Consider the following 23,701-nt stretch of genomic DNA (forward strand, 5'->3'; position numbering starts at 1 on the left):
CTTTTTTATTTTTCTGATTTTCAAAACAGACAAAAAACCGGTATTAGTTATTCACCAATACCAGAAAGTGTAGACCCATTTTAAGTGCACGTTGCATGCTGCCGTTCCCCCTTTTGAACGACTGAATTCAGTACGTGACGCTCCCCGAAGCACTGGATTCGGCCAATCGAACAAAATTATTATATCAATCATATTTTAACCTTTTAACCGCCAAGATACAAAACCGTTTTTGCCCATCAAAAAACGACCCCGCCATGACAGTGAGGTCGTCCATTTATTAGCATTTAAATTACTTGGTGAAAGTCCACTTAGCAGCTGGAGCAACGCCGGCCTTAACGGCAACGACTTGGTTCTTGCTGTTAACGATCTTGAACGTCTTAGCGGACGTAAAACGCAGGTATAACGTTTGAGAAGTCTTAGAACCCTTAGGGGTGTAAGTGATCTTCCAGAACGTAGGGGTCTTAGCATCAACGCTGTATTTGGCGTAGGATACTAAAGTCTTGACCTTCTTGCCATTCTTGTAAAGGGTCTGGTTAAAACCAGTTTTTTGGCTGAAGACGATCTTTTGGGAGTACTTGTTGGCCGTGTTGGACTTCCAAGTACCAGTAGGCGTCTTCACGCCATAGTTGGCAACCTTCTTGGTAGAAGTCGTCGTGGTCTTAGCAGTCGTCTTCTTGGTCGTAGACGTTGACTTGGTAGTCGTCGTAGCGGTAGTGGCAGCCTTAGTCGAAGCTGCTTGTACCCGAACGATCCGGTAGAAAGACGTCTTAGTTGTTGGGTTCGTAGCGTAAACGTAGACGTTCGCGTTCTTCTTCAATTTCTTAGACAACTTGATTGAATACTTCCCAGTCGTCTTGGAAGCTGTGCCGCTAGCCAAGTTACTCTTCGCGTTCTTGGTAGCCTTAACGGTAATCTTAGAACCCTTCGTTGCAGTCCCAGAAACCTTGGCAGAAGACGTGTAGATAGCGTTAACACTCAAGCTAGGACCCACGTGCGTTGTTGCGGCGTGTGCCGTCGTTGTTGGCGTCACTACTGAAGCTGGTGCAGCGGCTCCGATAGTAGCTAAGGTAACCAGTCCGGTCATCGCAACCATAATTTTTTTCATTATATCCTGACCCCTATTCTACCGGTATTCTCGAACCGGTATTTAATTTTTTAACCGTCTAGTAGTATAACAGATTTTATATCAAAATAAACTAAAAACGAACATGAGTTTAGGATTTTTTAACCACCCTTAAAATTAACTTGATTTATCATTTTGTCCGCCATGAATATTTCGCAATAAATACCCGAAATCCCCACTAGTCAGGCCATTTCTCACATGTCAGTGAATGGGCAACGAACACAAATAGCCCCCAATCAATTGAGGACTACTTATGATTTCTTGCCTGACATCATTGCCAATGTTTCCGTGCGGTCTACCGTTTCACTAGCTAGCCGCCTTAACGTTGACAACCAACTTTTCAGCATCGTTATCACAGTTCACACCCATTTGGACTAGCTCTGGTTTAACGTCAACCGGCAAGCTACCGCCGTCTTTAACCTCGTTGAGCAAGCCACCCATAATGAGTTTCACGTTAATATCTTCTTTTTTCGCGTCAGCAAATAATTCTTTGGCATAGCTGAGGGCAATCCCGTTAAACGTACTCATGACCACAACGTTGCATTCCGTTTCGCCCATCGTATCGACCACTTCTGTTGCGGAAACGTTGGAGCCCAAGTCGTAGACGTTTGCCCCGGCTTTGATCAGCACGTTTTTGACAATTTCCTTGCCAAATTCATGGACGTCAGTGGACCCAACAATCACGTTGTACCCCTTGAGTGATCCAGGTAGGTCGGCAATCTTGTCAGTAATCGCTTCTTGTTTCTTGTTGATGGTGCTGACAATGTCCGTTGGCCGTACGGGAATTCTACCACGCATGGCTAATTTATCTGACTGACCGACCCCAAACTTTTCTTCTAGTTGTGCTGGACCAATTGCTTTAAGTGCTGCCAGCATTTCCCCTGGATGGGTAATGTCGACGTCCATATCGTCCAACCCATTAAGCACCCGTTCAAAGAAGATTCTCCCACAAGCAACCAAAATATCCTTGTCAGCTTTAATCTTTTCCCAATCAATATAAGGTTCAAAATACTGGGCCTTTTCAATCATCATATCCACAGTCATATGCGCCTGAATAATCTCATCCGCTGACGGAATTCTAGCGGCTTCCGTGACTGGAATGACCGTAACGGCGTGCCCGCTAGGAAGGTGACGCTGGGCAATAATATCGCCTAGTGAATAGGATGAAAGTGCCCCAAAGTTTCTTTCGTAGTCGAAGCCAAAATCAATCGTGTTACCGTACGCCATCGTCCCTGGTGTATGGGTCTTGTTGATTTCAAGCATCGCCTGACTAAAGGTGATTCGTAGCATTGGGTCACTGAAAAGATTCCCAAAGCAATGACTCATCCCGCCGCCTAGCAAGTCTTCAACGATATACCGTTCAACCATGGCCCAGCCAACCAAATTAGCTAAATCATGGAATTGGGCGCCAAACCCATCATCTAAGTTGGAGTGAATAATGGTGCCTTGATCTCTAAACTTTCCCATCACACCAATGGCTTCAATCATGCCAATGACCCGTTCTTTTTCCATATCAATGCCAGGGTATTCGTAGGTGTAGTATTGAGAAATGTTACCCATCGTGGTCACACCGGCATTCAAGGCGTTGACCGTGTTCTCGACGGAGTTTAACGAACCAATCATGTGGTCACCTAGATGGGGTTGCACGGGCACGACCTGGCCAATTTTAGCCCATTCGTCAGGATTCTTAAAGGTCAACCCGGTACCGACTGGCAGCAAGTGCCGCATGTTTTCCGGAACACCCATGACCCAATCCAAGCAGTAACCAAAGCGGTCGACGTAACTTCCGCGGCGGGTTAATTCATTGTAGATTTTTTCAGTCCCCTTGGCCGTTGTATCCCATGAATTCCAGCCAATGTGGGTGTGCTTCATGATATGGCCTTCTTTAGCCATCTTGATCTTATACTCCGCCTCGGACTTAACACCCTTCTCCTTCATGAAGAGCGTTTCACCAATGGTCACGTCTTTAGCAATTTTATCAATTTCACTTCTGATTGACGCCATATCAGGTAAATCTTTAAATTCAAACCGCTTATTCATGTGGATTTCCATGATTGAATTCCTCCTATGACTGCTTCGACTTCAGGCTGTTATCCATGACTTTAAACGCAAAGTCCCGATCAATTTCACTCAGTAACCCCACTGCATACAGGAGATAATCGCGATCAATTAAGAAAGCGCTTTCCTCCGGCAGTAATAAGTACCGATCCTTCTTCTGTCTTAAGACACCTCGTAAAATTTTCTCAGGGTCAAGACTATTGATGACCGGTCCACCAGTCCCAATGACTAATTTAATATTCTCTAGGTTCTTGCCGACCTGAATCTTGCTGCAATTACTGCTGTGAATGGGTTCCCACTGACCACAATGTCTCCGAACAGCGATTTTAACAGCATTGGCGGCAATCTGCTGATCAAGTTGTTTTTCAGCGCCCGTCTCCGCGATAAAGTCGTGATTGTTTACCCGTTCGTTGATTGAATCGTGCACCTGTTTAACATCAATTCCTAGCTCTGTAGCGACCGTTTCGTAGCCGGCCTCTGCCAGTAGCGTATCCGAAGACTCGCGCATCCCCAGATCACCTTCAACCGTTCTCTTGGCATAAGGTTCCGGAGCACCAATCAACTTAGCGCCTTCTCCTGGCATATTGTCTAAGTAGGAATGAATGTCCGTGGTCGCGCCACCAACATCAACAATCATCATCTCACCATAGCCTTCATGGTCATCCGTGCCCTTTGAAAGTAGGTTGCCCGCCGCTAAGACTGCCGCTGGCGTTGGAATGATGGTCTTAACAATCTTTTGAATCTTGCTAAGCCCCTTCATGTTGATAATGCGTTTCATAAACAACTCCCGAATAATCTCTTCACAGCCGCGAGTCTCTAGCTCACCCACGTTCGGGATAATATTGGGAACCACAAAACATTCTTTATTCCCTTGAATTAATATTGAGCGAACCTCATGGGAGACTTCACTATTGCCGCCAAAAATAATCGGACAATTGATGTCTGAAGCCGCCAATACCTTTGCGTTTTGAATCAGAACCGTTCTTGCGCCCTTCTCGTAGCCGCCACAAAAGAGAATCATTTCTAACGGCATGGCTTGAAGTCGTTTCATCTTATCCGCAGTCAGCTTACCGGCAGAAACGCCTACAATCTTAGCCCCGGCGCCAAAAGCAACGTTCTTGCCAGCTGTGAGGCTCAACCGTTCCGTCAGTCCAATAACTGCCATGCGTAACCCGCCAGCAGCACTACTCGTTGCGCTGATTTGCGCCTGCTTCAGGGCAGTTTTACCGATGACACCCTCAATATCCGCGAAACATTTTTCAAGTGCAATACTGGCGTCCGTATTGACCGTCGATGGGTACTGTGTTGAAAAAATAACGCGTTCTTGCTCTTGGCTAACAACCGCTGCCTTGGTAAAGGTACTGCCAAAGTCAGCTAAGACATAGTAGGCCATGCTTACCAGCTTCCTTTATATCAGCTTGTACTGTTTGATATCTGCTCTTAAGTGCTTAAGCGCAATCTTCTTTGCTTCCTCTGAATTGCCGTCCTTAATCGCTTGATACAATTGCCGGTGCTCTTTGAAACACTGTTCCAAGAAACCATCCCGGTCACCCTTGATCAACCGCCGAATAATTTTCTGGTTAAATTGATCATATGAGGCCGATAATGCACTGACAATCAATTGATTTTGTGACGCCATCCGAATCTTCAAGTGAAATTGATAGTTCAACGTTTCGACTGCACCCGGCACGTCCTTTTGGCTTTCACATTGAATCATGTACTCTTCAATTTCAGCCAACTGTTCCGGCGTAGCTCTCTGGGCGGCTAATGAAACTGCTTCCGGTTCCAGTGCCTCCAAGAATTCAATGATATCGTTATACTTGGCCAGTTCTAATGACGCATCAAAGTTCCCATCGATAGCGACATCTTCCTTGTCCTTAACGAACGTCCCGTGCTTGGTGCGTGAGATATAGCCCTGGATTTCCAATACCTTGTAGGCTTCTCTCAGTGTTGCCCGGGACACACCCAGTTCCTTGCACAGGTCTGGTTCATTTGGAAAAGCCTTCTCTGTTGGCAATACGCCACTGATGATTTGCTTCTTAATATCATCGGCCAAAATATCTGACTGACTTTTCTTTACTGATGTTATGGCACTAAATGGATTGTAACTGTCCATTACTATCAACCTCTTAACCTCTCAAATTTTTCACTAACTACTGGTTAGATTATATCAGAGGCTAAATTACAAAACCATCGCCTAGCGGATCCAATGGGTCCTGAACCAACTGATTAAACCCAGTTATATACGCACTACCCGTAATTTCTGGGATAACCGCTGCGTAGTCACCGACCTTTGTCTGTGCGATTGCCTTGCCGCTGAAGGTCGTCCGCAAAATACTTTCGTATACGAAGTCTTCATTCAGCTTCAATTCGTGCTTCGCAACCAGGGTGGCAACTTTGGCGCTAGTCCCCGTCCCACAAGGTGAGCGGTCTACCTCTCCTTGACCAAGAACAACGACGTTTTGCTTGTCGACGCCCGCATCACGGGGATCACCATAAATTTCTACCAAGTCGACCGTATCAATGTCTAAGGTCGGATGCTTCACGGCTACCTGCTCATTCACACATTTCAATAACGACAACGCCTTCGGGACAATTTCTTTTAGGTTTTCTGGTGCAATGTCGACACCTAACTCAGAATCCTTAATAATGGCAAAGAAGTTACCACCAAATGAGATATCACAAGTCACCTCACCTAATGTTGGCAAGTTAACTTTGACGTCACGCTTGTATAGAAACGAGGAGACATTTTGAAAATGAACACTTGTCGCGCGGCCATCCTTAACGTCAACGCTCACGTCAATCAGCCCCGCTGGCATTTCTAACGTTAACTCGGTGACGGGCTCCGTGACGGTGACCATGTTGGTTTCAACTAATGCCGTGGCCACCCCGATGGTTCCGTGACCACACATGTTCAAGCACCCCGCGCCATCAATGAAGAGCACACCGTAGTCCGCCCGGTCATTCGTGGGTTCAGTTAGGACTGCGCCAAACATATTAGCGTGGCCGCGTGGTTCCTGCATCAGCATGGTCCGAACTGAATCATAGTGTTCCTGGAAGTAATGCTTCTTTTCCATCATTGTGTGACCCTTAAGAATTGGCAGTCCGCCCGTCACAATTCGTGTTGCCTGCCCAACTGTATGGGTATCAATCACCTGAATACTTTTCGTAAAATTCATTTTTACCGCCTCACATCCTACAATTCTTTCGTGCGCTTGAGTGCTGCACCAACCGCAGCCATTAAGATACCCGTTAAGCCGGCCTTATTGAGCGAACTAATGCCGTCAATCGTGATACCACCTGGAGAGGTCATTTTATCCACCCGGGCCAGGGGATGCTCACCGGATTGATCCAGTGCCAATCCCGAGCCAATAAAGTTTTCCAGCACCATGTCGCGTGACGCTGAACGAGAGAAGCCAGATTGAACACCGGCGTCAATCAGTCCTGAGATGCACTCCATGATATAGGCCGGGCCCGCGCAACTAAAGGCAGTAAACGCATCGAATTGGCTTTCTTCAATAAAAATTGATTTGCCAAGGGCGTTGAAGAGAGTCGTCAAGTCGGCTTTATCTTCACTCGTGATTTCGGCTGACAAGCAAATTCCCGAGTACCCATGGTGTGCATCTGAAAGCACGTTTGGCATTACCCGCGCTAATCTTGCCTGATCGCCCAGGCCACTCTGCATCTTTGCCAAGGTAATCCCTGCACAGATTGAAATGACTAAGCTCCCATTCTGTTCCTTTTGCTTTAACTCCTGGAAAACGCCAGCCGCATCTTGTGGTCGGACGGCAACGAAAATCATCTGAACATCCGCGATTGCCTCCGCAATGCTGGTAAATGTCTTTAGCTGATACTGTTCTGCTAAATAATCCAACCGACTCTGTACGACATCGGAAACATTAATTTGCTCAGCTGAACACGCCTGTTCTTGAATCATGGCCTTGATAATCCCCTCAGCCATGTTGCCACCGCCAATAAACGCAATTTTTTTATTTAACATATTGAAGTTCCCTTCCCTTAAGCAGTCTGTGTTTCTGTTGTCTTAAATGAGTCGTGAAGCATTGAAATTGCACTGTAGATAATAACCACGACGACAACCCATTGAATGGTCGCAATGTCTAATGACTTAACCACGAAGACTGCTACCAAGACACCCAGCACGCCGAAGATTGAGGAGAAGAGACTAATTTTACGGGCGTAAGCATCTAACTTGATGAATTGCATGGAACCAACGGGAACTGAGAAACCACTAGAACCCATCATGATTGGAAAGGCGGCAACTGGATTGAGTCCCAACGCATAGACCGTGGCCATAGTCGTTGAGTACGAACCAATCCCAATGTTATTTAAGGCGCCCCACATAAAGTTGGTGACACCTAGCACAACTAACTTCCATCCTCGTAAACTGGTAGCGTTTCCACCCGAAGGCATCAAACCAAACTTGCCGGCTAGAATAAACGCCGCCGCTAAGAACAACCCGAAAGCCATTACGCGTTTAATTGTTTTGGCTGGCAACTTCACGACATACCGTGGACTCAGGTAAGAGCCGAGCACTTGGCAGACGATTGGGACCACCAGGGTAATGACATCCAACTTGATTGAATGCACAAATGCCAAGGCCATCACCGCTGCGGGAATTGTACATTGAATATTTAAAGTCCCAGGCATTTTCTTGGCGCTGACCCAGTGTGTCTTGGGGTAAACTGCCATCGAAATTGCAAAATCTGAGATACCCAGTGTTGACGCTAAAAATAAGAAGAATGAATAGATGGACATAGCAATGTTATTTCCCGGTTCCTTAAATATCTCAGTACGATGTGTGGCCATATCCTGTACTAATTTAACTGCGAAAGTCCCGTTAACTAATACAAGTAGCCCAAGCAATACAACAACCACCATAATATTAATCTCCAATCTCAAAGTAACGATCACCCCAGTTAATCGTAGCCGGAACCCGAATGATTCCGTACGCGATTGACCAAGAAAGTGCCACGATTGTGAAAACTGTTCTTTACTGAAATAAATCTATTTTACAATTTTAGATTGTCGGCTCATAAGCTTATCTGCTTCATTAAGCTATTTCGCCATTTAATTGATGTGTCTGTTGTCTGACAACAAATACATTATAAATTGGCATTTGCAATTCGTCAATAACTTTGTTAAAAATAGCACAATTATTTTTAGCGCTTTCTTTTTTAACTTTTTGAAACCGTATAGCCACGTAGCTGGTAGACAATTTCATGGCCGAGCTCATGAAAATAGCAACAGCTTGTCACGAACTCCTTGCCCGTTTTAACGAATTTGCAGAAACTTTTTAACGTCACGGCTATATTCAGAAGGAATAATTTAACCATTACTCTAACCCGCCAAGGAACAATTAGTGCCCTGACTTTATCGCGAACCTGTCGAGACTGCTTAATCCACTATATGACATTTTCTGAAAGTAGCTTTAAGTTCAACTGAATTCATTAGATTTGACATCTTTGGAGACAAAATGTTTGCCACTGACCCCTAAAAAGACTAACTTATTGTGCGTAAACACATTCTGAATCCAAGGTGGTATTCTCTAATGGAAAAAACATTTAAATTTGATAACGACTTAACGGTTAATCGGTTGGGTTACGGTACCATGCAACTGACTGGCGACGGCGTTTGGGGTCCCGTGGCGGATCCTGAAAACGCGGTCAAGGTGATTGAAACTGCCATCGACAACGGCGTGAATTTCATCGACACTGCCGACGCTTACGGCCCCTTCTTCGCTAACCTGTATCTCAAGCAGGCGCTCCAGGAACGGCCCAACAGCCAGGTGATGGTCGCCACTAAAGTTGGTCAAACGCGTCAAGGGCCTAACATCTGGACGCCGACTGGTGTGCCCGCCTACCTGCGGCAACAGGTCGAGCTGAACCTCTTTAGCCTGGGGCTCGACCACATCGACCTGCTTCAGCTCCACCGAATCGACCCGACCGTCCCGTTAGCTGACCAAATTGGCGTGTTGAAGGCCATGCAAGACGAGGGTAAGATCAAGCACATCGGCCTGAGCCAGGTCTCCGTTGACCAACTCAGGGCGGCTGAAAAGATTGCGCCGATTGCCTCCGTTCAAAATATGTACAACCTCAGTAATCGCCAGGACGAAGACGTCTTAGACTACGCCGACGCCCACCACATCGCCTTTATCCCGTGGTTCCCGTTAGCAACTGGCCAACTCATTAACAACCCGACGCTAACGACCATCGCGCAGAAGTACGATGCCTCACCAGCCCAGATTGCCTTGGCATGGCTGTTGAAGCGTTCCGACGTGATTCTCCCAATCCCCGGCACCAAGTCCAGCGACCACGAATTACAAAATATTCACGGCCAAGACATTGACCTGAGTCAGGCGGACTTCGACGCTTTGAAGGCGTTGGCTGACTAGCTTTTTAAATTAAGAACAGATATAAAACGCGTGACCCAATTTTCCGGGTCACGCGTTTTTCTATCCCTATTTAGTTGGATTAGTTTTAGACTTCAAACTAGTTGGCAGGATATGGACGTCTTACCAACGCCACAATCGCCGCGGAAAATTTATCACGCCACCGCAATCTACCGCAGGGCTGGTGAAAATGAACCAGCGACGGGTTACCACAACTGTAGACGAGAGCATCCGTGTAAAGTGACCAGAGGCGAGTCAAGGTGCCCAGCTGTGTCGATGGCATTAGCTGAGCGATTTTTTTCTCAGCTTAGGCCATGGGCCGACCTTGGAGATTCACGGTTCTCAGGGAAGCTCCAAGTCGAGGTGGAGGACCGCTTCTCAGGCCGGAACCGGGCCCCACAGCAGGGCACCTTGAACTCGCCGCCGGGAACGGACGCCACGACTGTTTCGGCTCCAGGCGGCCGCCCACAGCGATCCGGTCTCATTTTCACCAGCCCGGAGGCAGTTCAGCGCACCGTGTCGCGGACTAATTAGCCGCTAAATCCTTTGCCCGGTAATAGGACCGTGCGAAATCGACCAAGATGCGCATCGACATGACGCGGGCCAGCCGCCCCTCGCCAATGGTTACCTCTCGAACGGCGTCTGGCTGGGCAGCCATGAACGTGGCGCCCATTTCATTGAAATCGTCATACGGTTCCAGCGGGGCCATTTCGTAGCTCACCCACTGCGTCTTGCCGGCCACGGTAATTGGCGCCCGTTCCAAATGCGTGGGCCGGCCAATCGTAGAATCCGCCAGGTGAAGCGCCGTGGCATTTTCAAAGGGCGTGCCCAGGCACAGCACCTTGGCGTCTAAGTCGTAGAGCTTCTGGAGCGGCCCCGATTGTCCGAACGGCAGGTCCAGCGTCGGGGTTTCACAAATGTGCTCGGCATCCCGGCCCCACGCCGTCATGGAACAGGTGGGATGATTGCTGCGGCGAGTGTCTGGCAGCGCGCGAAAGTATTCGGGCGTGACGCCAATCCCGTGGCAGGGTGTGCGGTCGCGGTCAAAGGCCGGCATTCCCGCCACCACTTTTGCCTGTAAGTCGGCGCGAACTGGCGGATTTCCCCAATCTACGGGATCCGACCAATCCGCCGACTGAGCGGGCATGGCGATGTTGCCGTCCCGCAGCGTTTCCTTTAGTGTGGTCACTAACGTCTGCTCGCCGCCCGGAATGAAGCCGAACGCGCTGAGGGCCGTGTGGACCAGGCAGGTGTCGGTCACGGTCAACCCCAGCGTCGCAAATAGCTGGCGCAGGTCCGCGGCCGTGGTCACCGTCTGAATTTCGTGTTGATTCCAACTCATGGCAATCCCTCTTTTCTAATGGTCTTAGTTTACCATTAACCTCGCGGGATCACCTGGCCAATTGGCCGCCTCAGCGCGCACTGGCTTTAGGCGTGTGCCAGAAATAACGGCCGACCGGCAACAGTACCAAGAGCACCGGCGCTAACAAATAGGTGACCACCGCGCCCAGCAGACCGGGCACTAACCGCTGCTCACTGCCCGCGTAATCGCGAAATGGCAACAGGGGCAGGCCAGCGGCGTAGATGGCCGCTTGGGGTCCGAACGCTTCGTGAGCGGCTGGGGCGTGATGATTGACGGCTCGCTGCCGCAACAGTTTTCCCAAAGCCACGCGCACTCCCGGAAATGCCAGGTAACACAGAAGCAGGTACCACGACACCAGATTCCAGGTAAAAATCAGGCGGCCGAACGCAAACCGGCAATTGAACAGCTCAAAAATCCCCAACAGGGGCAGGGCCTTGGCGTACAGCGCGAGGTAGTGGCTCGGCCGCGCCGTCAGTAACCCGCTTCCCCGATTGACATTAACGTGTCTCATTCTGATCGTCTCCTTTTTCACCCATTGTAGGGGCATGCACCGCGCATGGGGCCAACCACCGCCACATGCACCCGGTATTTGTTCGGCCACAGTCGCAACGGGGACTAATTGGTTTCCCCCCAGCACCAGTTGGCTTTGCAGACCGGTCCCGGCGAGCGCCCCAAATCTTTTCCCCAATTCCACGTCGTCTGACGTTACTCTCACCCCGGTTTCTGCTAAACTACAGGTGGCAGCGATTTCACAAACCGTCCGAGCGAAAGACGCTTTCATGACATTCACGGGTAAATATAATTGTTTTCATAAAACGTGAAAGCTGTGAAAACGTTGAGTTTACGCAATTGCAACCGGTTGTCTAAATTTTAAATTCTTGCTTTAAAAAGGTCGCGTTTCATGCCAAAGTAGCGTATAATAAATTCTCGAAGTGGTCTAGACATGCTTTAGGCCATTCGCGGAACCGGGGCGGCCTGCTCACCGCTCACGGATAACCGATAGTTATTGCTAACTGTTTCTCATATTGTAGATACTGCTCATATAACGCACTTAAAATCATAAGGAGTGACGATCTCGTGGCAACTGAACGCACAGCTTTATTCATGTTCTTCGGGGGTACCGGTGACTTGGCTTACCGGAAACTTTACCCTAGTCTGTTTAACCTCTATCAAAAGGGTAACTTGCGGACCCATTTCGCGGTTGTTGGGACTTCCCGGCAAACCTTGGACGACGACAAGTTCCGCGCCGCAGTTAAGAAGTCTTTAGCTGACAGCGGTAACCGTGCCGACTCCAAAGAAGCCACCGACTTTATTTCTCATTTCTACTACCAAGCACATGACGTTACCGACACGGCGCACTACTCCGTTTTGAAGGACGTTGCTGAAAAGTTAGATAAGAAATACAAGTTACAAGGCAACCGGATTTTCTACCTGTCCATGGCACCACAATTCTTCGGCACAATCGCCCAAGACTTGAAGTCCCAAGGCTTGATGTCCGGCAACAAGGACGCCTTCAACCGTTTGGTCATTGAAAAGCCATTCGGTCGCGACTTTGACTCTGCTAAGCAATTAAACGACGCCTTAAGCAAGTCCTTTGAAGAAGAACAAATCTTCCGGATCGACCACTACTTGGGTAAGGAAATGATCCAAAACATTGAAGCGCTGCGTTTTGGGAACACGCTGGTTGAATCTCTGTGGAACAACCGGTACATCGACAACATCCAAGTTACCCTTTCCGAAAAGTTAGGGGTCGAAGAACGGGCTTCATACTACGATAACAGTGGGGCTTTACGTGACATGGTCCAAAACCATATCATGCAAATCGTTTCCCTGTTAGCCATGGAACAACCCGTTGCCTTCACGGATACCGATATCCGGGCTGAAAAGGTCAAGGCCTTACGGAGTCTGCGTGTCTACAACGTCGCTGACGCCGCAACCAACTTTGTCCGCGGTCAATACGGTTCCATCGACAACCAACCAGACTACCGTCATGAAGACAACGTCCCAACTGATTCCACGACTGAAACGTTCGTTGCCGGCAAGCTGTTGTTTGACAACTACCGTTGGTCCGGTACCCCATTCTACGTCCGGACTGGTAAGATGTTGGCTGACAAGTTCACCCGGGTCGACGTGGTCTTCAAGCGTCCCCTGGTTGATATCTTTGCCTTCCCACAATCACAAAACACGCCATTGGCCGCCAACGTTTTGACGATCTTCGTTGAACCACACGCAGGGTTCTCTCTGCAATTGAACGCCAAGACCAACGACGCTGGCTTCTCAACAGAACCAATCAAGTTGGATTACTTGGTTGATGCTGAAAAGTCTAAGGAAACGCCAGAACCTTACGAACGTCTGTTACACGACGTCTTGAAGGGTGACGGGACTAACTTCTCAAGTTGGCCAGAAGTTTCCTACGCTTGGAAGTTCGTGGATCAAATCCGTCGTGTTTGGGACTTGCAAGCACCTAACTTCCCTAACTACACGCCACATTCAATGGGCCCAGCCGCCGCTGAAGAACTCATTCAACGCGACCACCGTGAATGGATCTACCGTTTGAACAACTAAATTAAGACGTTAAAACGACAACCTGTTGTGGGTTGTCGTTTTTTATTTGCTATGAACTGCGTGCTAGCTAACAGTCAAGAAACTCAGTTCTGAGTGTGACGTAATCGGCTTTCTTTCCTTTGCGGATGGCAGAGACAGAAGGCTCGTCAAAATCCATGGTTCCTCACCAGAGGCCCGTTCGATATTGCACCGTTAATATAATCAAGAACAAGATTAGCAGTACGGGTCCAAGAATGATGCCCAAAATATCAATGATTTTATGAAGGCCCTCATTATAAGAGGTGATTTCAAAAAGCCGCTTATTTTTCTTTGTTTTAATGGCTGCACCACCAAAGAACGCATAGTAGACCTTATTGTCAGCTCCTTCACGCCAGTCCGGGGGTGAATCTCGGTATTTTCGATAATGACCCACAATCAATTTCTCACCCACAATACATTCAAGGGGAAAGATGAAAATAAAACTGAGCGTCAAATACCAGGATACAACATCCCAGACAAAAATAAACCTGCCATACACCCAGCGACAATTTAAAAAAATTAAGATTAGGTACGTTGTAATCCCTAAAATGTAGGCCACACCATAGTTAGCCTTGCGTTTTAAGCTTGCATCAATTATCAATTTACTCATCTTCATATTTGGTACCCCCAAACCAGAAGTACCTTCCGTCATCAGACGCTATCGGCTACCCAAACAAAGACATTGCCCAGCCGAAAACATCCCCCCCTACGCCGCTGCCACCTTGACCATACATAACACTTTCAGTGCCTGAAGATTCCAGCTGGTAGTTCGCTAATTTAACCTTTAGTTTTGATTTCTTTAATGGCTTATGCCGTGCTACTTTGTTTCGTTCAACATGAGATTGTCGATCTGCTGGCACTGCTTTCGCAGCAAAAACTGAAACCGGTGCACCAGAGAGAAATAACGTAGCTACAATTAAAACGAAAATCCTTGATTTTTTCATACAAATTCCTCCTCTAATTTAAACTCACACGTACCTGCCTTACAAGGTGTAGCGAAGTATAGCCCTTTTCAGTGAGTCCTGTACGCAAAGTTTCTTATTAAGTTGCCACCTAGAACTAACCAGTATGTTTTCCTTGAACTAAATTAAGATGTTAAAAACGACAACCTGTTGTGGGTTGTCGTTTTTTGTTTGGACTATTAATTTGCGTAGTATTTCGCCTGCTCAGAATAAAGCTTGAAGTACAGTCCCTTCTGTTTCATGAGCACTTCATGAGTTCCACTCTCTACAATTTCGCTTGCGTTAAAGACGACTATTCGCGAACTGAAACGAGTAGAACTCATTCTGTGAGAGATATAGATTGCTGTTTTACCTGCAACTAGGTTATCAAAATGTTCATAGACTTCCTCTTCCGAGATGGGGTCTAACGCTGACGTTGGTTCATCCAGAACAACAATTGGTGCATCCTTATACCAGGCCCGGGCAATCGCAATTTTTTGCCGCTCCCCACCTGAAAATTGAATGCCATTGTCATCTAATTGCGTGCCAACACTCGTGTGGCCTGCCTGTGGCAATCCAGAAACTTTCTGCCAGATTCCCGCTAATTGCATAGCACTCTCGGCCTGCCGTTCATTGATTGTTTGGTCCGCTGCAACATTATCATTGATTGAAGATCCGGACAGCGAAAAGTCTTGGAAAACAACAGCAAATAATGCGTGGTATCTTTCCGAACTCAACTTGTTTATGTCAACACCATTTATGCTAATTGTTCCCGTAGTCGGCACAATCAGCCGTACTAACAACTTGACCAATGTCGTCTTACCACTACCGTTTGGCCCGACAATTGCCAAGCGTTCACCTGCATGTATTGTCATATTCACGTGGCTTAAGGCCAGCTTTGTGCTTCCCGGATACCGATAGCTAACATCGCTGAATGTAATCTGGAATCCCTTTGAGATTTCAGGAAGGTCGTCATCCCCATACTGGTGTGTTTGATCGTGAAAATCCATAAACTGAATATATTGGTCCATGGTACTGAATGAGGCTTCGCGATTTCCCCAAGCGCCAAACACCGTGGATAGTGTCGCCATCACTTGTTGGAGGTAACCAACATAAATGACCACGCTACCGATACCAATGGCATTCGTCGCACTTTTCATAGAAATCAGCAAGTACAGTAGGCCGACCACACCATAAGTAATCAAGGTGTTCACGCTGGCAATCTGAGTTGCCTTGACTTGGAAGTCCCCGTCTTTCTTAATCTGCTGATACATATTCTGTCGCGCACTTGAAATTGTATTGCCATCACCATCATACATTCTGAGTGTTTTTCCAAATACCGGTTCCCGGAAAAGTACTTCACTGTAATAATCGATCACCCGATTAAACTGAATATTGAAAGCAAAAAAATTTTTCATCACCCGGCCCTCTGCTTTCGCAATCGGAAGAGAACTGATTAAGGGAATTAACACTAAGATAACGACAACAAGTATAAACATTGGAGAATTGACAAACTTTCCCAGTGCACTTCCCTCAGCTCCCTTGGCGTTAATCATCACAATTAACGAGCCACCAGCTAAGATACAGGTAGTGATAAAAGAAATAATCCCATTCAACGTGTCCGAAATAAAAATTGTAAAGCCACCCGTGTACATAAAGCCAGTTTTAACCGAACTATACAGCTTTCTAAACTCAGGATTAATGAACGTGGGATAGTCTGTAACTAACATTTTTTCTGCTAAGTTCCGACTTGCGTTTTTCAAAATCATGTGTGATCCAGACTTAGCTAAAATGCCTAAGTATTCGCTAAGCACATTTAACACAAGTAAGATTCCCAAGAAAGAAACGGTCACCCATAGTGGACGCGAATCCTGCTGCCCACTATGGACTAGAATGTTAATAATCTGCCCAACAAAGAAGATATTCACAAATATTCCAATCGTTGAAATGATTGATGACCAGAATTGAATTCCAATAACATGGGGGTAAAGTTCATTTGAATGCCGCATGTAAAGACGAATTCTTGCTAAATCCATTTTAAACGTGGGTACGCGCTCCTCAGTCATTCGAGTCATCTTCTTCCTGGTAATACTGACTTTGGACATTGTAAAGATTGGCATATTCTTCATTCATCTGCATCAGCTCACTGTGTGTACCAGTGTCTACTAAGCGTCCATCCTTGATAAAAAATACCGTGTCGGCAAATTGCGTAGATGCCAATCTATGCGAAATAAAAATGGCTATTTTTCCTCTTGTTAATTCGTGATATTGCTGGTATAAATTGCTTTCCGCCAAAGCATCCAAAGCTGCGGTTGGTTCGTCCAATACCAGCACTTGACCATTCTTATACAGGGCTCTTGCTAACATTAGCTTCTGGGATTGGCCACCTGACAGACTGACCCCTTTATCATCCAAATACTGCGTCAGACTGGTATGTTTACCCTCCGGCAGGGCCTGAATGTCTTTTGTCAGCCCAGCCTGGTCTATGGCACTGTCTACAGATAGATCAGATGTATTAGTTAGCGTGATATTGTTCTCAATCGTATCAGCAAAGGTTGCTCCAAATTGAAAAATGGGCGAAAATAATCGCATATATACTTGTGAATCAAACGCACTACTCGGGATACCATTGATTAAAATTTCACCATTTGTCGGCTTTAGCAGTCCCATAAGCAAAGAAACTAGGGTACTTTTACCAGCACCGTTAAGGCCAACTAGTGCAATGGATTCATTCTCTTTGATGGTAAAACTCACATCACGAATGATCTGCTCTTTACTATTTGGATAGTGATAGCTAACATGCCTAAAAGCAATTTCGGTAACCGAGCCAACGCTAATTTTTTTCTCCCTTCGGCCGCTTGCAACTCCAGGCCATCCACATAATCCAGGTACACGCGCCCAACCGAGACGTCTTCATTTGCCAACATCAGCTGTGAAAATTCCGTTGCACCCTTTCGCGTTAAAGCACTTAGCGTCCCTAACAAGGTGAATAGAAACGCAAAGGTAGGTAATGACATATCGTTAGCGCTCGCTCGTGAAACTAGGGGAAGATACACGAGAAGTAATTGAAAACAATCCAATAAGCAGATGATACTAATTGATTTTACCTTTTGCCAATTCATTTTCTTCTGCGTTTCGATTACGCAGTTATAGGTCTCATCAATTTTTTTGCGATATTGATCCTGCAGATGGTATAACCGAATGTCTTTCCCTGCGCCAAGCTTGAACGCTTCTTGATACAGGTATTTTTGAACAAAGTTTGATTCATCTAAACTGGCTTTTAATTTTTCCTGGCGCTCATTGAACCTGACCAAGACGACACCTGATAAACCTGTAAAAAGTAAAACTACAATCGGGCTCCACCATGTAATCATTAGGGTCAATCCAGCTATAACACAGACTGAGCTCAGCGTAGCACACAAATTCACAAAGTTTGGCCAAAGAACATCGACCCCGCTGCCATCATCTTCGTAACCGTGCCGTGCACTCGCTACCCGCTGCTTCTGAATACTAGTATTGATGGCATCTTCAAATGGTGAGCTTAAAAATCCCATGCCGTCATCAACTGTGAGTTGCATCCGCAAGTTCGCATTCTCCCAAGTCAGCCAGGTCTTATAGGTCGCTTGTCCCCACATTAAGCAGCCTAACCCAATACAAATTGTCAAAATCAACATCGTAAATAGAGACACGTTCAACGCTCGCTGTAGTGCCCAAACAATTAAAGCGGGAACGCCACTAGTTGCTACCAAGAGAACTAAGCTACTTAGCACATTAATTGGCAACCCATATTTTAACCTCGGAAATTTTTTTGATGCTTTTTTTAGATACCAGCCGATATTGTTAAAAGTCGTTTGTCGTTTGTACGTTGTTGCCATTGCTATCCCCCCATGCTTAAAGTCATCAGTCAGTGATTCACGTTATTTTAAATCATTAATTACAAAGGTAACCACTTTCCGCCTAACTCCCCTTATGTTCCTTCTGGCACTCTGTCTGGTTCTCATCATAAATCTTATTTTTTCTCTAGCTACCCTTTCAGCAAGCATATTTTAAATTAGGAAAAACCCATTTTTATTAAAATTAGATTAGTTATATTCTAATGACACTATTATATCCCAGTACTCATTCTATGTACAACCTGCTTATATCCACTCATCCCCTTTAGCTGGTACCCCAACCCAACTCAAAAGGCCATCACCGCTATCTGCGGTAATGGCCACAATCACTTCAACAATCTTTGTACACCTTCCTTCCGGCTTGCATTGTTAGTCCATAAACATTTTTGCCCTAAATCAGACCTTGGAGAAACCAATCTCAATTCCCTTACAAATCCAAAATCCCTAAACCCTTAAACTCCGCATACCCATCGTCCGCCATCACCACACTGCCGTTAATGGCGGCGGCTTCCGGCAACGTCATCAGCCAGATGGCGCCGGCCAACTCTGCCGTGGTAATCAGGCGGCCCTTCATCAACAATTTCGACCCGTACGCGCGGGCCTTGTCTGGGACCATCCCCGTGTCGACCCAACCAGGCGCCACGCAAACCACCCGAATACCAAACGGACTCAGCTCGCGGGCCAGCGCCTTGGTGAACATGTGAATGCCGCCCTTAGACGCGTGGTAGGCGATGGACTCGTGGTTCGCCATCACGCCGTCAATCGAGCCGACGTTGATGATGGTCCCACTGCCCTGGGCCTTCATGACCACGGCCACCGCTTTGGCCACGTAGATGCTGCCCAGCAAATTGATTTGAATCGTCCGTTCCACGTCGGCCAAGTCAGCGTCTGTCAGGTCAACCTCCTTGGCTAAGATGCCGGCAACGTTGGCCAAGACGTCGATCCGCCCATATTCTTCGACCACCGCGGTCACCGTCTGTTGTACGGCTGCTGGGTCGGCCACGTTACAGGTCACCACACTGAAATGTGCTGGGCCAATCTGGTGCTTGGCCGCCGCCACCTTATCCGCCGAATCCACGCTGGCGGCCACCACCTCGTAGCCCTCCTGTACAAACTTCTGGGCGGTTGCCAACCCAATCCCACTCGTGCCACCGGTAACCAACGCTACTTGTTTTGTCATAACCTATCACTCCTTAATTTCGTTCTCTGGGGTCATTTTAGGCTATAATTGAAAGCGCTTATACATCAAGTGAGGTGGACGGACAACATGCTCAAAATTCCTGAATATTATTACGACGGGACGTTTACGCCCTTTCGGCCAACCTTAACGGCAAAACGGCCGACGCAAGCCTTTCAACCCAACGATCAGCTGGTCACCATTGGCGAATTCATGACGCGGAGTTTCTACGTCCAGCAAGGGATCTTGCGGTTCTACATTTTGGACGCCGATACGGGGAGCGAGAAAACTGAACTGTTCATTGGACCGGGCGGCCTATTTCCCCTCTACAGTCCGGTGGAACGGCAATACCGGATGGAGCGCGACGCCTTTTTGGTCCAAGCGCAAACGGACGCCGTGGTCACGCCAATTCCCCAGCGGGACCTGGCAACGGCCCTGGCGACCGATCCCCAATTTGCCATGGCCATGTTGCGGCAGTACGCGGACTTCAGTGGCATCCTGCTGTACGACGCGGTCATTTTAGCCACGCAGGATAGCCTGACGAAGGTCTGTAACTACCTTTACCAATACGAAAAATTGTTGAAGCCCCACGGCGTCGTTCTCACGCAGGCGGCGATGGCCAGTAACGTGGGCTTGCCGCTGTTAACGTTCACCCGCGTGCTGCAAAAATTGCGGGCCCTGGGCATCGTGACCACGGCGCGCAAAACGTTGACGGTCGTGGATTGGCCGGCGTTGGTGCAGCAGTGTAGTCCGGAATTGTTGGCAGACGCTGCTTACAACGAGAATACCTGAGACCCCATCACTGAGGCAAAATCGCCGCCACTCCCCGCTGGTCGTTGTACACTGAGAACATCACAGATTACCCATTCACCCAACAGGAGGTTTCCCATGATAGCAACGACCTATTCCGATTTCAAAAATCATTTAAAAACGCACTTAAACCAGGTCACCGACGACTGTGAGCCCCTCACCGTCGTCCGCAAACACAAGCCAAACGTCGTGGTCATCTCGGCCGACATGTACGCCAACTTACTGGAAAATCTTCACGTCCAAGGCAACGCAACGAACTTGGCGTGGTTGGAGGCTGCTAAACTGCAACTGGCGAGTGGGCAGTCGCAGAAGCCAGACCAGGCGGGTTCGACGGATGCGGATTAAGTTGTGTCCTGATTGAACCCTAAAGCAACCATGACAAAAGGGACTATGACAACCGCCATGGTCCCTTTCGTCTGTAATCTTACAGTTGTTTTTTCCGCCAATAAACTGGCACGAGCAGGCTCAACAGTAAGCCCAAGTAACCCACTCTACCCAGCTGCGGCTGATTTTCGCTGGTTTGCGGCAGCCTGCGCTGAGGCATCGCTGATCGTTGTTTGCTAGTGCCGGACGCGGTCGCCTGTCGTGCTAGGTTCTGCCGATCATGGTTAACGTTGGTACTGGTCAGTGGTTTTATTCTATGCCAGAACGCTTTGAACGCCGCCGTGTGCTGGACACCCAGCACGTTTGCGGCCGCCGCCGAACCCATATTAGCTGTGAACCGAACCCGTTTAACCGTCACCTGACCAGTTTGATTATCAATTTTCAAAATTTTCATTTTGGAGCTGTGCGGTATGCTCTCAAAAACATAACCAGCGGATTGGGTGTCAAAGAACCCCAGCTGCCGACCAAAGTGATTCGTGCTGTTGTTTCTGAGAACCACCGTTTGGCCCATGGTCGCGAGGCCGGCCTTCCGAATCGTTGCCAGCCGAATGCCCTGCGAATTTTTTGCCACCGTGATTTCAAAATCACCATCACTGATCTGCACGTACTTCAGCCGCTTATCGCCGTACACCACTTTGAAAATAGTTACCCCTTGGTGCGTGGTCGCCGTGACTCGCGGCACCTGGTAGACAAAGGTCACCGTCTGCCGGTTAGCTTTAAAAACGCCATTAACCGTGGAAGCACCACGCAGGATGAAGTCCTTGGCTGGTGCGTACTTTCGCGCGTGTACCGTAAAACTGTCCCCAACTTGACCCGTTAGCGTCTTCTGGCCCAGCTTGCCACCGGTGTCCATGACGTACCGGACCGTGACCGTTGCCGTTTGTTGCTGGCTGCTGGCAGGAACTTTCGTGGCTGATGCGGCCTTTGACGCCGAGACAGCTACCTGCGAGGTATGTTTCAAACTAGCCGTTGCTTGGGCCCCAGTCCGCGACGCTTGGGATTTACCGGGCAACTCGGCTGGTTCTGACACCAAATCCTGATCCGTTGACTGAGCGTTGGCCGCACCAGTAGTTATTTTCTGCGCAGCCGTTACGCTGTCGGTCTCCGCCGATGCTGATTCGTCACCGTTAGCGTCACTGGTGCCAGTGACCTGGGGTAGCGACTCCTGAGTTGCTGCAGGTGCGGTGGTCACTGCACTTTCCTGATGGTTGGTCGGCTGATCAGCTGCCCGACCGGTTAATCCTGAACTGACTGTCACACCGGTCACCACTAACACGGCAATCAGTAGTTGGCGGTCTGGCCAGCCGAATCTGGCTCCTCTGCGCATAAGCTGCTCTCCCTTTGGCTTGGCGATTATTTCCTGCCACTATTTAAACTATGATGACTCTCCACAATTAAAATTATGCTTAAACACTCTCGTTGTCAATCACTGATTGGTTCCCTGGAAGCCACGAACGCGTGCTTCTTCGCTGGCGTCCGCACACATTTTAAAGAGGCCAGTCCGGCATGAGCTCGGCAAATAAAGCGAACTCTCAAAAAAAACGAGAGTTCGCTTTATTTTTTAGTTTTCAATACGGTCAGTTATTGGGTGCTTACTGTTATTGAACAAAAGGAGACCCCTCAAGTAACGTTTGACAAACGGGTAAGTCATTATTTTATTGTTCTGCCTGGGCAGACAGGCTAATACGACAAACGTAGGTGCCATCCACAATCAGAATAAAGAGAAAGACTATCAAACCTGCAACTGCAGGTAACCAGGTAACTGACAACCAGCCATCGTGCATTTGAGTATGGGTGGAGTAAGAAGCTTGTAATATCGAAACATACAGTAAAGCATTGCCTATTACACCCTGTATGAACACAATAATGCCATATATACTTGCTTCAGCGCATTTTTCACTTAAAAGATCTGTTAATGAAAAGCCAATAATCTGTAGTCTATGCGTGCTACTAGATCGTTGGGAACTTGAAATTATCGTTAAAGAAATAGTATTGGCTAAAATAATCAAAAATGGTGCCCCTAGAAAAAGGATAAGAGTTCCGATAATTTCTGATAAGTTTCGCCTGCTAGCCACATTGGCTAAATCAAACGCCATATACATAAAGAAAGATGATATCAGAGAAAAAATAAACAATGGCATTGTAACAGATCGCAAAAAATCTTTTTTCTCAGATACACTCCAAAATGCTGTCCTAAATGTTTTCATTAATGTTGTCGGATACCAATACGGAAGAGATTTCATCAATATGGGCAATATCAGTGTTTCTGATGCATTGATGGCCAATATCATTAGAATAATCAAAGCTAACAGCGCCTGCAAATAAGCATTTTCCAAAGAAGGACTTCCAAATAGTTTGGCTAGGCTCAGGGGATTCTTATAGAAAAGACTGTACACATAAATTAATCCACCATACGTGATTACGCACCAAATATAACCAAAGAGTGACAAGCCGTTTTTCTGCTGCTTCATTATTCCACGTTTGGTATGTATGCCAGAGAAAATTCTTTTACTATTGATGAACCCCATAATACCAATGACGATGCCCATGACAAGCATGGTTAATAGCAAAGAGCTGATCTGCAAACTCATGTGAATCAGCGGAAACTCACGCATTCCTGGAGTAGTCCGAACCCAAGAATAGAATGAACCGACTAGTGGATAAGCGAGAAAATAGCCTAATACCCCCCCCTATCATCCCTGATAGGCTCATCTGACCACTAATCAATAAAGCAAGCTGCGAGGAGTTAGCGCCTAAAGTTGCCCATAGTTCATAGTCACTTTTAAATTTATTGATTAACAGTCGAGTAATTCCACTAATGACAAGTATAAGTGTAATTAATCCAAAAATTGCTGGAGTTGAAAACAGACTAACCTTAGTGGCGAGAAATGATTCGACGGAATCTTTCCTCACCACTTTCGTTTTGGCGTAAAGTGGTAGTGAAGTTGATATGTCGTGGC

At 47.4% G+C, this 23,701-nt stretch carries 21 protein-coding genes; 4 read left to right on the forward strand and 17 right to left on the reverse strand.

All coding sequences use genetic code 11. The features are described 5' to 3' along the window. Nucleotides 1–289 precede the first annotated feature (289 nt). From EKM99_RS14270 to EKM99_RS14300, 7 genes are all read right to left on the reverse strand, one after another. Nucleotides 290–1,105 (reverse strand): Ig-like domain-containing protein, encoded by an 816-nt coding sequence (locus EKM99_RS14270; RefSeq protein ID WP_125584069.1) that lies wholly within the window; start codon nucleotides 1,103–1,105, stop codon nucleotides 290–292. A 324-nt stretch (nucleotides 1,106–1,429) separates the two neighbouring features. Beyond that, nucleotides 1,430–3,175 carry a cobalamin-dependent protein gene (locus tag EKM99_RS14275; RefSeq protein ID WP_125584070.1) on the reverse strand — a complete coding sequence of 582 codons (1,746 nt, stop codon included), beginning with the start codon at nucleotides 3,173–3,175 and terminating at the stop codon, nucleotides 1,430–1,432. Nucleotides 3,176–3,188: 13 nt separating this feature from the next. After that, on the reverse strand, nucleotides 3,189–4,574 hold the full coding sequence (locus EKM99_RS14280) for a glutamate mutase L (protein ID WP_125584071.1): 1,386 nt from the start codon (nucleotides 4,572–4,574) through the stop codon (nucleotides 3,189–3,191). A gap of 15 nt (nucleotides 4,575–4,589) precedes the next feature. Further along, the gene (locus EKM99_RS14285; protein ID WP_125584072.1) at nucleotides 4,590–5,297 is read right to left on the reverse strand and encodes a FadR/GntR family transcriptional regulator; all 708 of its coding nucleotides are present in this window, start codon (nucleotides 5,295–5,297) and stop codon (nucleotides 4,590–4,592) included. A gap of 61 nt (nucleotides 5,298–5,358) precedes the next feature. After that, nucleotides 5,359–6,360 (reverse strand): proline racemase family protein, encoded by a 1,002-nt coding sequence (locus EKM99_RS14290; protein WP_125584073.1) that lies wholly within the window; start codon nucleotides 6,358–6,360, stop codon nucleotides 5,359–5,361. A 17-nt stretch (nucleotides 6,361–6,377) separates the two neighbouring features. Continuing rightward, nucleotides 6,378–7,181 carry a pyrroline-5-carboxylate reductase gene (gene proC / locus EKM99_RS14295; protein ID WP_125584074.1) on the reverse strand — a complete coding sequence of 268 codons (804 nt, stop codon included), beginning with the start codon at nucleotides 7,179–7,181 and terminating at the stop codon, nucleotides 6,378–6,380. Between the two features lie 17 nt (nucleotides 7,182–7,198). Continuing rightward, complete coding sequence (locus EKM99_RS14300) at nucleotides 7,199–8,080, reverse strand: hypothetical protein (protein WP_125584075.1); 882 nt, start codon at nucleotides 8,078–8,080, stop codon at nucleotides 7,199–7,201. A 670-nt stretch (nucleotides 8,081–8,750) separates the two neighbouring features. On the opposite strand from EKM99_RS14300, the gene EKM99_RS14305 reads away from it, so the two are divergent. Continuing rightward, the gene (locus EKM99_RS14305; RefSeq protein ID WP_125584076.1) at nucleotides 8,751–9,593 is read left to right on the forward strand and encodes an aldo/keto reductase; all 843 of its coding nucleotides are present in this window, start codon (nucleotides 8,751–8,753) and stop codon (nucleotides 9,591–9,593) included. A gap of 523 nt (nucleotides 9,594–10,116) precedes the next feature. Here EKM99_RS14305 and EKM99_RS14310 read toward each other — a convergent pair. Then, nucleotides 10,117–10,932 carry an aminoglycoside N(3)-acetyltransferase gene (locus tag EKM99_RS14310; RefSeq protein ID WP_125584077.1) on the reverse strand — a complete coding sequence of 272 codons (816 nt, stop codon included), beginning with the start codon at nucleotides 10,930–10,932 and terminating at the stop codon, nucleotides 10,117–10,119. A 70-nt stretch (nucleotides 10,933–11,002) separates the two neighbouring features. Then, the gene (locus EKM99_RS14315; RefSeq protein ID WP_125584078.1) at nucleotides 11,003–11,464 is read right to left on the reverse strand and encodes a hypothetical protein; all 462 of its coding nucleotides are present in this window, start codon (nucleotides 11,462–11,464) and stop codon (nucleotides 11,003–11,005) included. A gap of 566 nt (nucleotides 11,465–12,030) precedes the next feature. Between EKM99_RS14315 and zwf the strand changes: the two genes are divergently transcribed. Then, entirely contained in the window at nucleotides 12,031–13,518 is a 1,488-nt protein-coding gene (gene zwf / locus EKM99_RS14320) for a glucose-6-phosphate dehydrogenase (protein ID WP_125584079.1), read from the forward strand. Between the two features lie 163 nt (nucleotides 13,519–13,681). On the opposite strand, the gene EKM99_RS14325 is transcribed toward zwf, so the two are convergent. The 6 genes from EKM99_RS14325 to EKM99_RS14350 form a co-directional block, all read right to left on the reverse strand. After that, nucleotides 13,682–14,152: a hypothetical protein gene (locus EKM99_RS14325; protein WP_125584080.1), complete on the reverse strand. Its 471-nt coding sequence runs from the start codon at nucleotides 14,150–14,152 to the stop codon at nucleotides 13,682–13,684. A gap of 49 nt (nucleotides 14,153–14,201) precedes the next feature. Then, entirely contained in the window at nucleotides 14,202–14,480 is a 279-nt protein-coding gene (locus tag EKM99_RS14330; RefSeq protein WP_125584081.1) for a hypothetical protein, read from the reverse strand. A 197-nt stretch (nucleotides 14,481–14,677) separates the two neighbouring features. Beyond that, the gene (locus tag EKM99_RS14335) at nucleotides 14,678–16,543 is read right to left on the reverse strand and encodes an ABC transporter ATP-binding protein (protein WP_164511617.1); all 1,866 of its coding nucleotides are present in this window, start codon (nucleotides 16,541–16,543) and stop codon (nucleotides 14,678–14,680) included. Beyond that, a complete protein-coding gene (locus EKM99_RS14340; protein WP_164511618.1) occupies nucleotides 16,536–17,231 on the reverse strand; it encodes an ATP-binding cassette domain-containing protein in 696 nt (231 codons plus the stop codon). The genes EKM99_RS14335 and EKM99_RS14340 overlap by 8 nt, the downstream gene beginning before the upstream one ends. Then, nucleotides 17,228–18,352: an ABC transporter ATP-binding protein gene (locus tag EKM99_RS14345; protein ID WP_125584084.1), complete on the reverse strand. Its 1,125-nt coding sequence runs from the start codon at nucleotides 18,350–18,352 to the stop codon at nucleotides 17,228–17,230. The genes EKM99_RS14340 and EKM99_RS14345 overlap by 4 nt, the downstream gene beginning before the upstream one ends. A 445-nt stretch (nucleotides 18,353–18,797) precedes the next feature. Then, entirely contained in the window at nucleotides 18,798–19,550 is a 753-nt protein-coding gene (locus EKM99_RS14350) for an SDR family NAD(P)-dependent oxidoreductase (RefSeq protein ID WP_125584085.1), read from the reverse strand. Nucleotides 19,551–19,637: 87 nt separating this feature from the next. On the opposite strand from EKM99_RS14350, the gene EKM99_RS14355 reads away from it, so the two are divergent. Next, nucleotides 19,638–20,339 (forward strand): Crp/Fnr family transcriptional regulator, encoded by a 702-nt coding sequence (locus EKM99_RS14355; protein ID WP_125584086.1) that lies wholly within the window; start codon nucleotides 19,638–19,640, stop codon nucleotides 20,337–20,339. Between the two features lie 96 nt (nucleotides 20,340–20,435). After that, nucleotides 20,436–20,702, forward strand: a complete 267-nt coding sequence (locus EKM99_RS14360) for a type II toxin-antitoxin system Phd/YefM family antitoxin (protein ID WP_125584087.1) — start codon at nucleotides 20,436–20,438, stop codon at nucleotides 20,700–20,702. Between the two features lie 79 nt (nucleotides 20,703–20,781). Here EKM99_RS14360 and EKM99_RS14365 read toward each other — a convergent pair whose 3' ends face one another. Both EKM99_RS14365 and EKM99_RS14370 read right to left on the reverse strand, forming a co-directional pair. After that, a complete protein-coding gene (locus EKM99_RS14365) occupies nucleotides 20,782–22,068 on the reverse strand; it encodes a MucBP domain-containing protein (RefSeq protein WP_125584088.1) in 1,287 nt (428 codons plus the stop codon). 328 nt (nucleotides 22,069–22,396) lie between these two features. Next, nucleotides 22,397–23,332 (reverse strand): hypothetical protein, encoded by a 936-nt coding sequence (locus tag EKM99_RS14370; RefSeq protein ID WP_125584089.1) that lies wholly within the window; start codon nucleotides 23,330–23,332, stop codon nucleotides 22,397–22,399. Nucleotides 23,333–23,701: the final 369 nt, after the last annotated feature.

Origin of the sequence: Levilactobacillus cerevisiae (assembly GCF_003946245.1) — a bacterium.
GTDB classification, from domain to species: Bacteria; Bacillota; Bacilli; order Lactobacillales; family Lactobacillaceae; genus Levilactobacillus; species Levilactobacillus cerevisiae.

Excerpts from the sequence above, each read along its gene's own strand:
- EKM99_RS14330 (WP_125584081.1), bottom strand. The coding sequence starts at position 14,480 with ATGAAAAAATCAAGGATTTTCGTTTTAATTGTAGCTACGTTATTTCTC.
- EKM99_RS14300 (WP_125584075.1), bottom strand. The coding sequence starts at position 8,080 with ATGGTGGTTGTTGTATTGCTTGGGCTACTTGTATTAGTTAACGGGACT.
- EKM99_RS14310 (WP_125584077.1), bottom strand. The coding sequence starts at position 10,932 with ATGAGTTGGAATCAACACGAAATTCAGACGGTGACCACGGCCGCGGAC.
- EKM99_RS14285 (WP_125584072.1), bottom strand. The coding sequence starts at position 5,297 with ATGGACAGTTACAATCCATTTAGTGCCATAACATCAGTAAAGAAAAGT.
- proC (WP_125584074.1), bottom strand. The coding sequence starts at position 7,181 with ATGTTAAATAAAAAAATTGCGTTTATTGGCGGTGGCAACATGGCTGAG.
- EKM99_RS14315 (WP_125584078.1), bottom strand. The coding sequence starts at position 11,464 with ATGAGACACGTTAATGTCAATCGGGGAAGCGGGTTACTGACGGCGCGG.
- EKM99_RS14325 (WP_125584080.1), bottom strand. The coding sequence starts at position 14,152 with ATGAAGATGAGTAAATTGATAATTGATGCAAGCTTAAAACGCAAGGCT.
- EKM99_RS14270 (WP_125584069.1), bottom strand. The coding sequence starts at position 1,105 with ATGAAAAAAATTATGGTTGCGATGACCGGACTGGTTACCTTAGCTACT.
- EKM99_RS14335 (WP_164511617.1), bottom strand. The coding sequence starts at position 16,543 with ATGACTGAGGAGCGCGTACCCACGTTTAAAATGGATTTAGCAAGAATT.
- EKM99_RS14365 (WP_125584088.1), bottom strand. The coding sequence starts at position 22,068 with ATGCGCAGAGGAGCCAGATTCGGCTGGCCAGACCGCCAACTACTGATT.
- EKM99_RS14305 (WP_125584076.1), top strand. The coding sequence starts at position 8,751 with ATGGAAAAAACATTTAAATTTGATAACGACTTAACGGTTAATCGGTTG.
- EKM99_RS14275 (WP_125584070.1), bottom strand. The coding sequence starts at position 3,175 with ATGGAAATCCACATGAATAAGCGGTTTGAATTTAAAGATTTACCTGAT.
- EKM99_RS14345 (WP_125584084.1), bottom strand. The coding sequence starts at position 18,352 with ATGGCAACAACGTACAAACGACAAACGACTTTTAACAATATCGGCTGG.
- EKM99_RS14280 (WP_125584071.1), bottom strand. The coding sequence starts at position 4,574 with ATGGCCTACTATGTCTTAGCTGACTTTGGCAGTACCTTTACCAAGGCA.
- EKM99_RS14360 (WP_125584087.1), top strand. The coding sequence starts at position 20,436 with ATGATAGCAACGACCTATTCCGATTTCAAAAATCATTTAAAAACGCAC.
- EKM99_RS14370 (WP_125584089.1), bottom strand. The coding sequence starts at position 23,332 with ATGAGTTTGCAGATCAGCTCTTTGCTATTAACCATGCTTGTCATGGGC.
- EKM99_RS14350 (WP_125584085.1), bottom strand. The coding sequence starts at position 19,550 with ATGACAAAACAAGTAGCGTTGGTTACCGGTGGCACGAGTGGGATTGGG.
- EKM99_RS14355 (WP_125584086.1), top strand. The coding sequence starts at position 19,638 with ATGCTCAAAATTCCTGAATATTATTACGACGGGACGTTTACGCCCTTT.
- EKM99_RS14290 (WP_125584073.1), bottom strand. The coding sequence starts at position 6,360 with ATGAATTTTACGAAAAGTATTCAGGTGATTGATACCCATACAGTTGGG.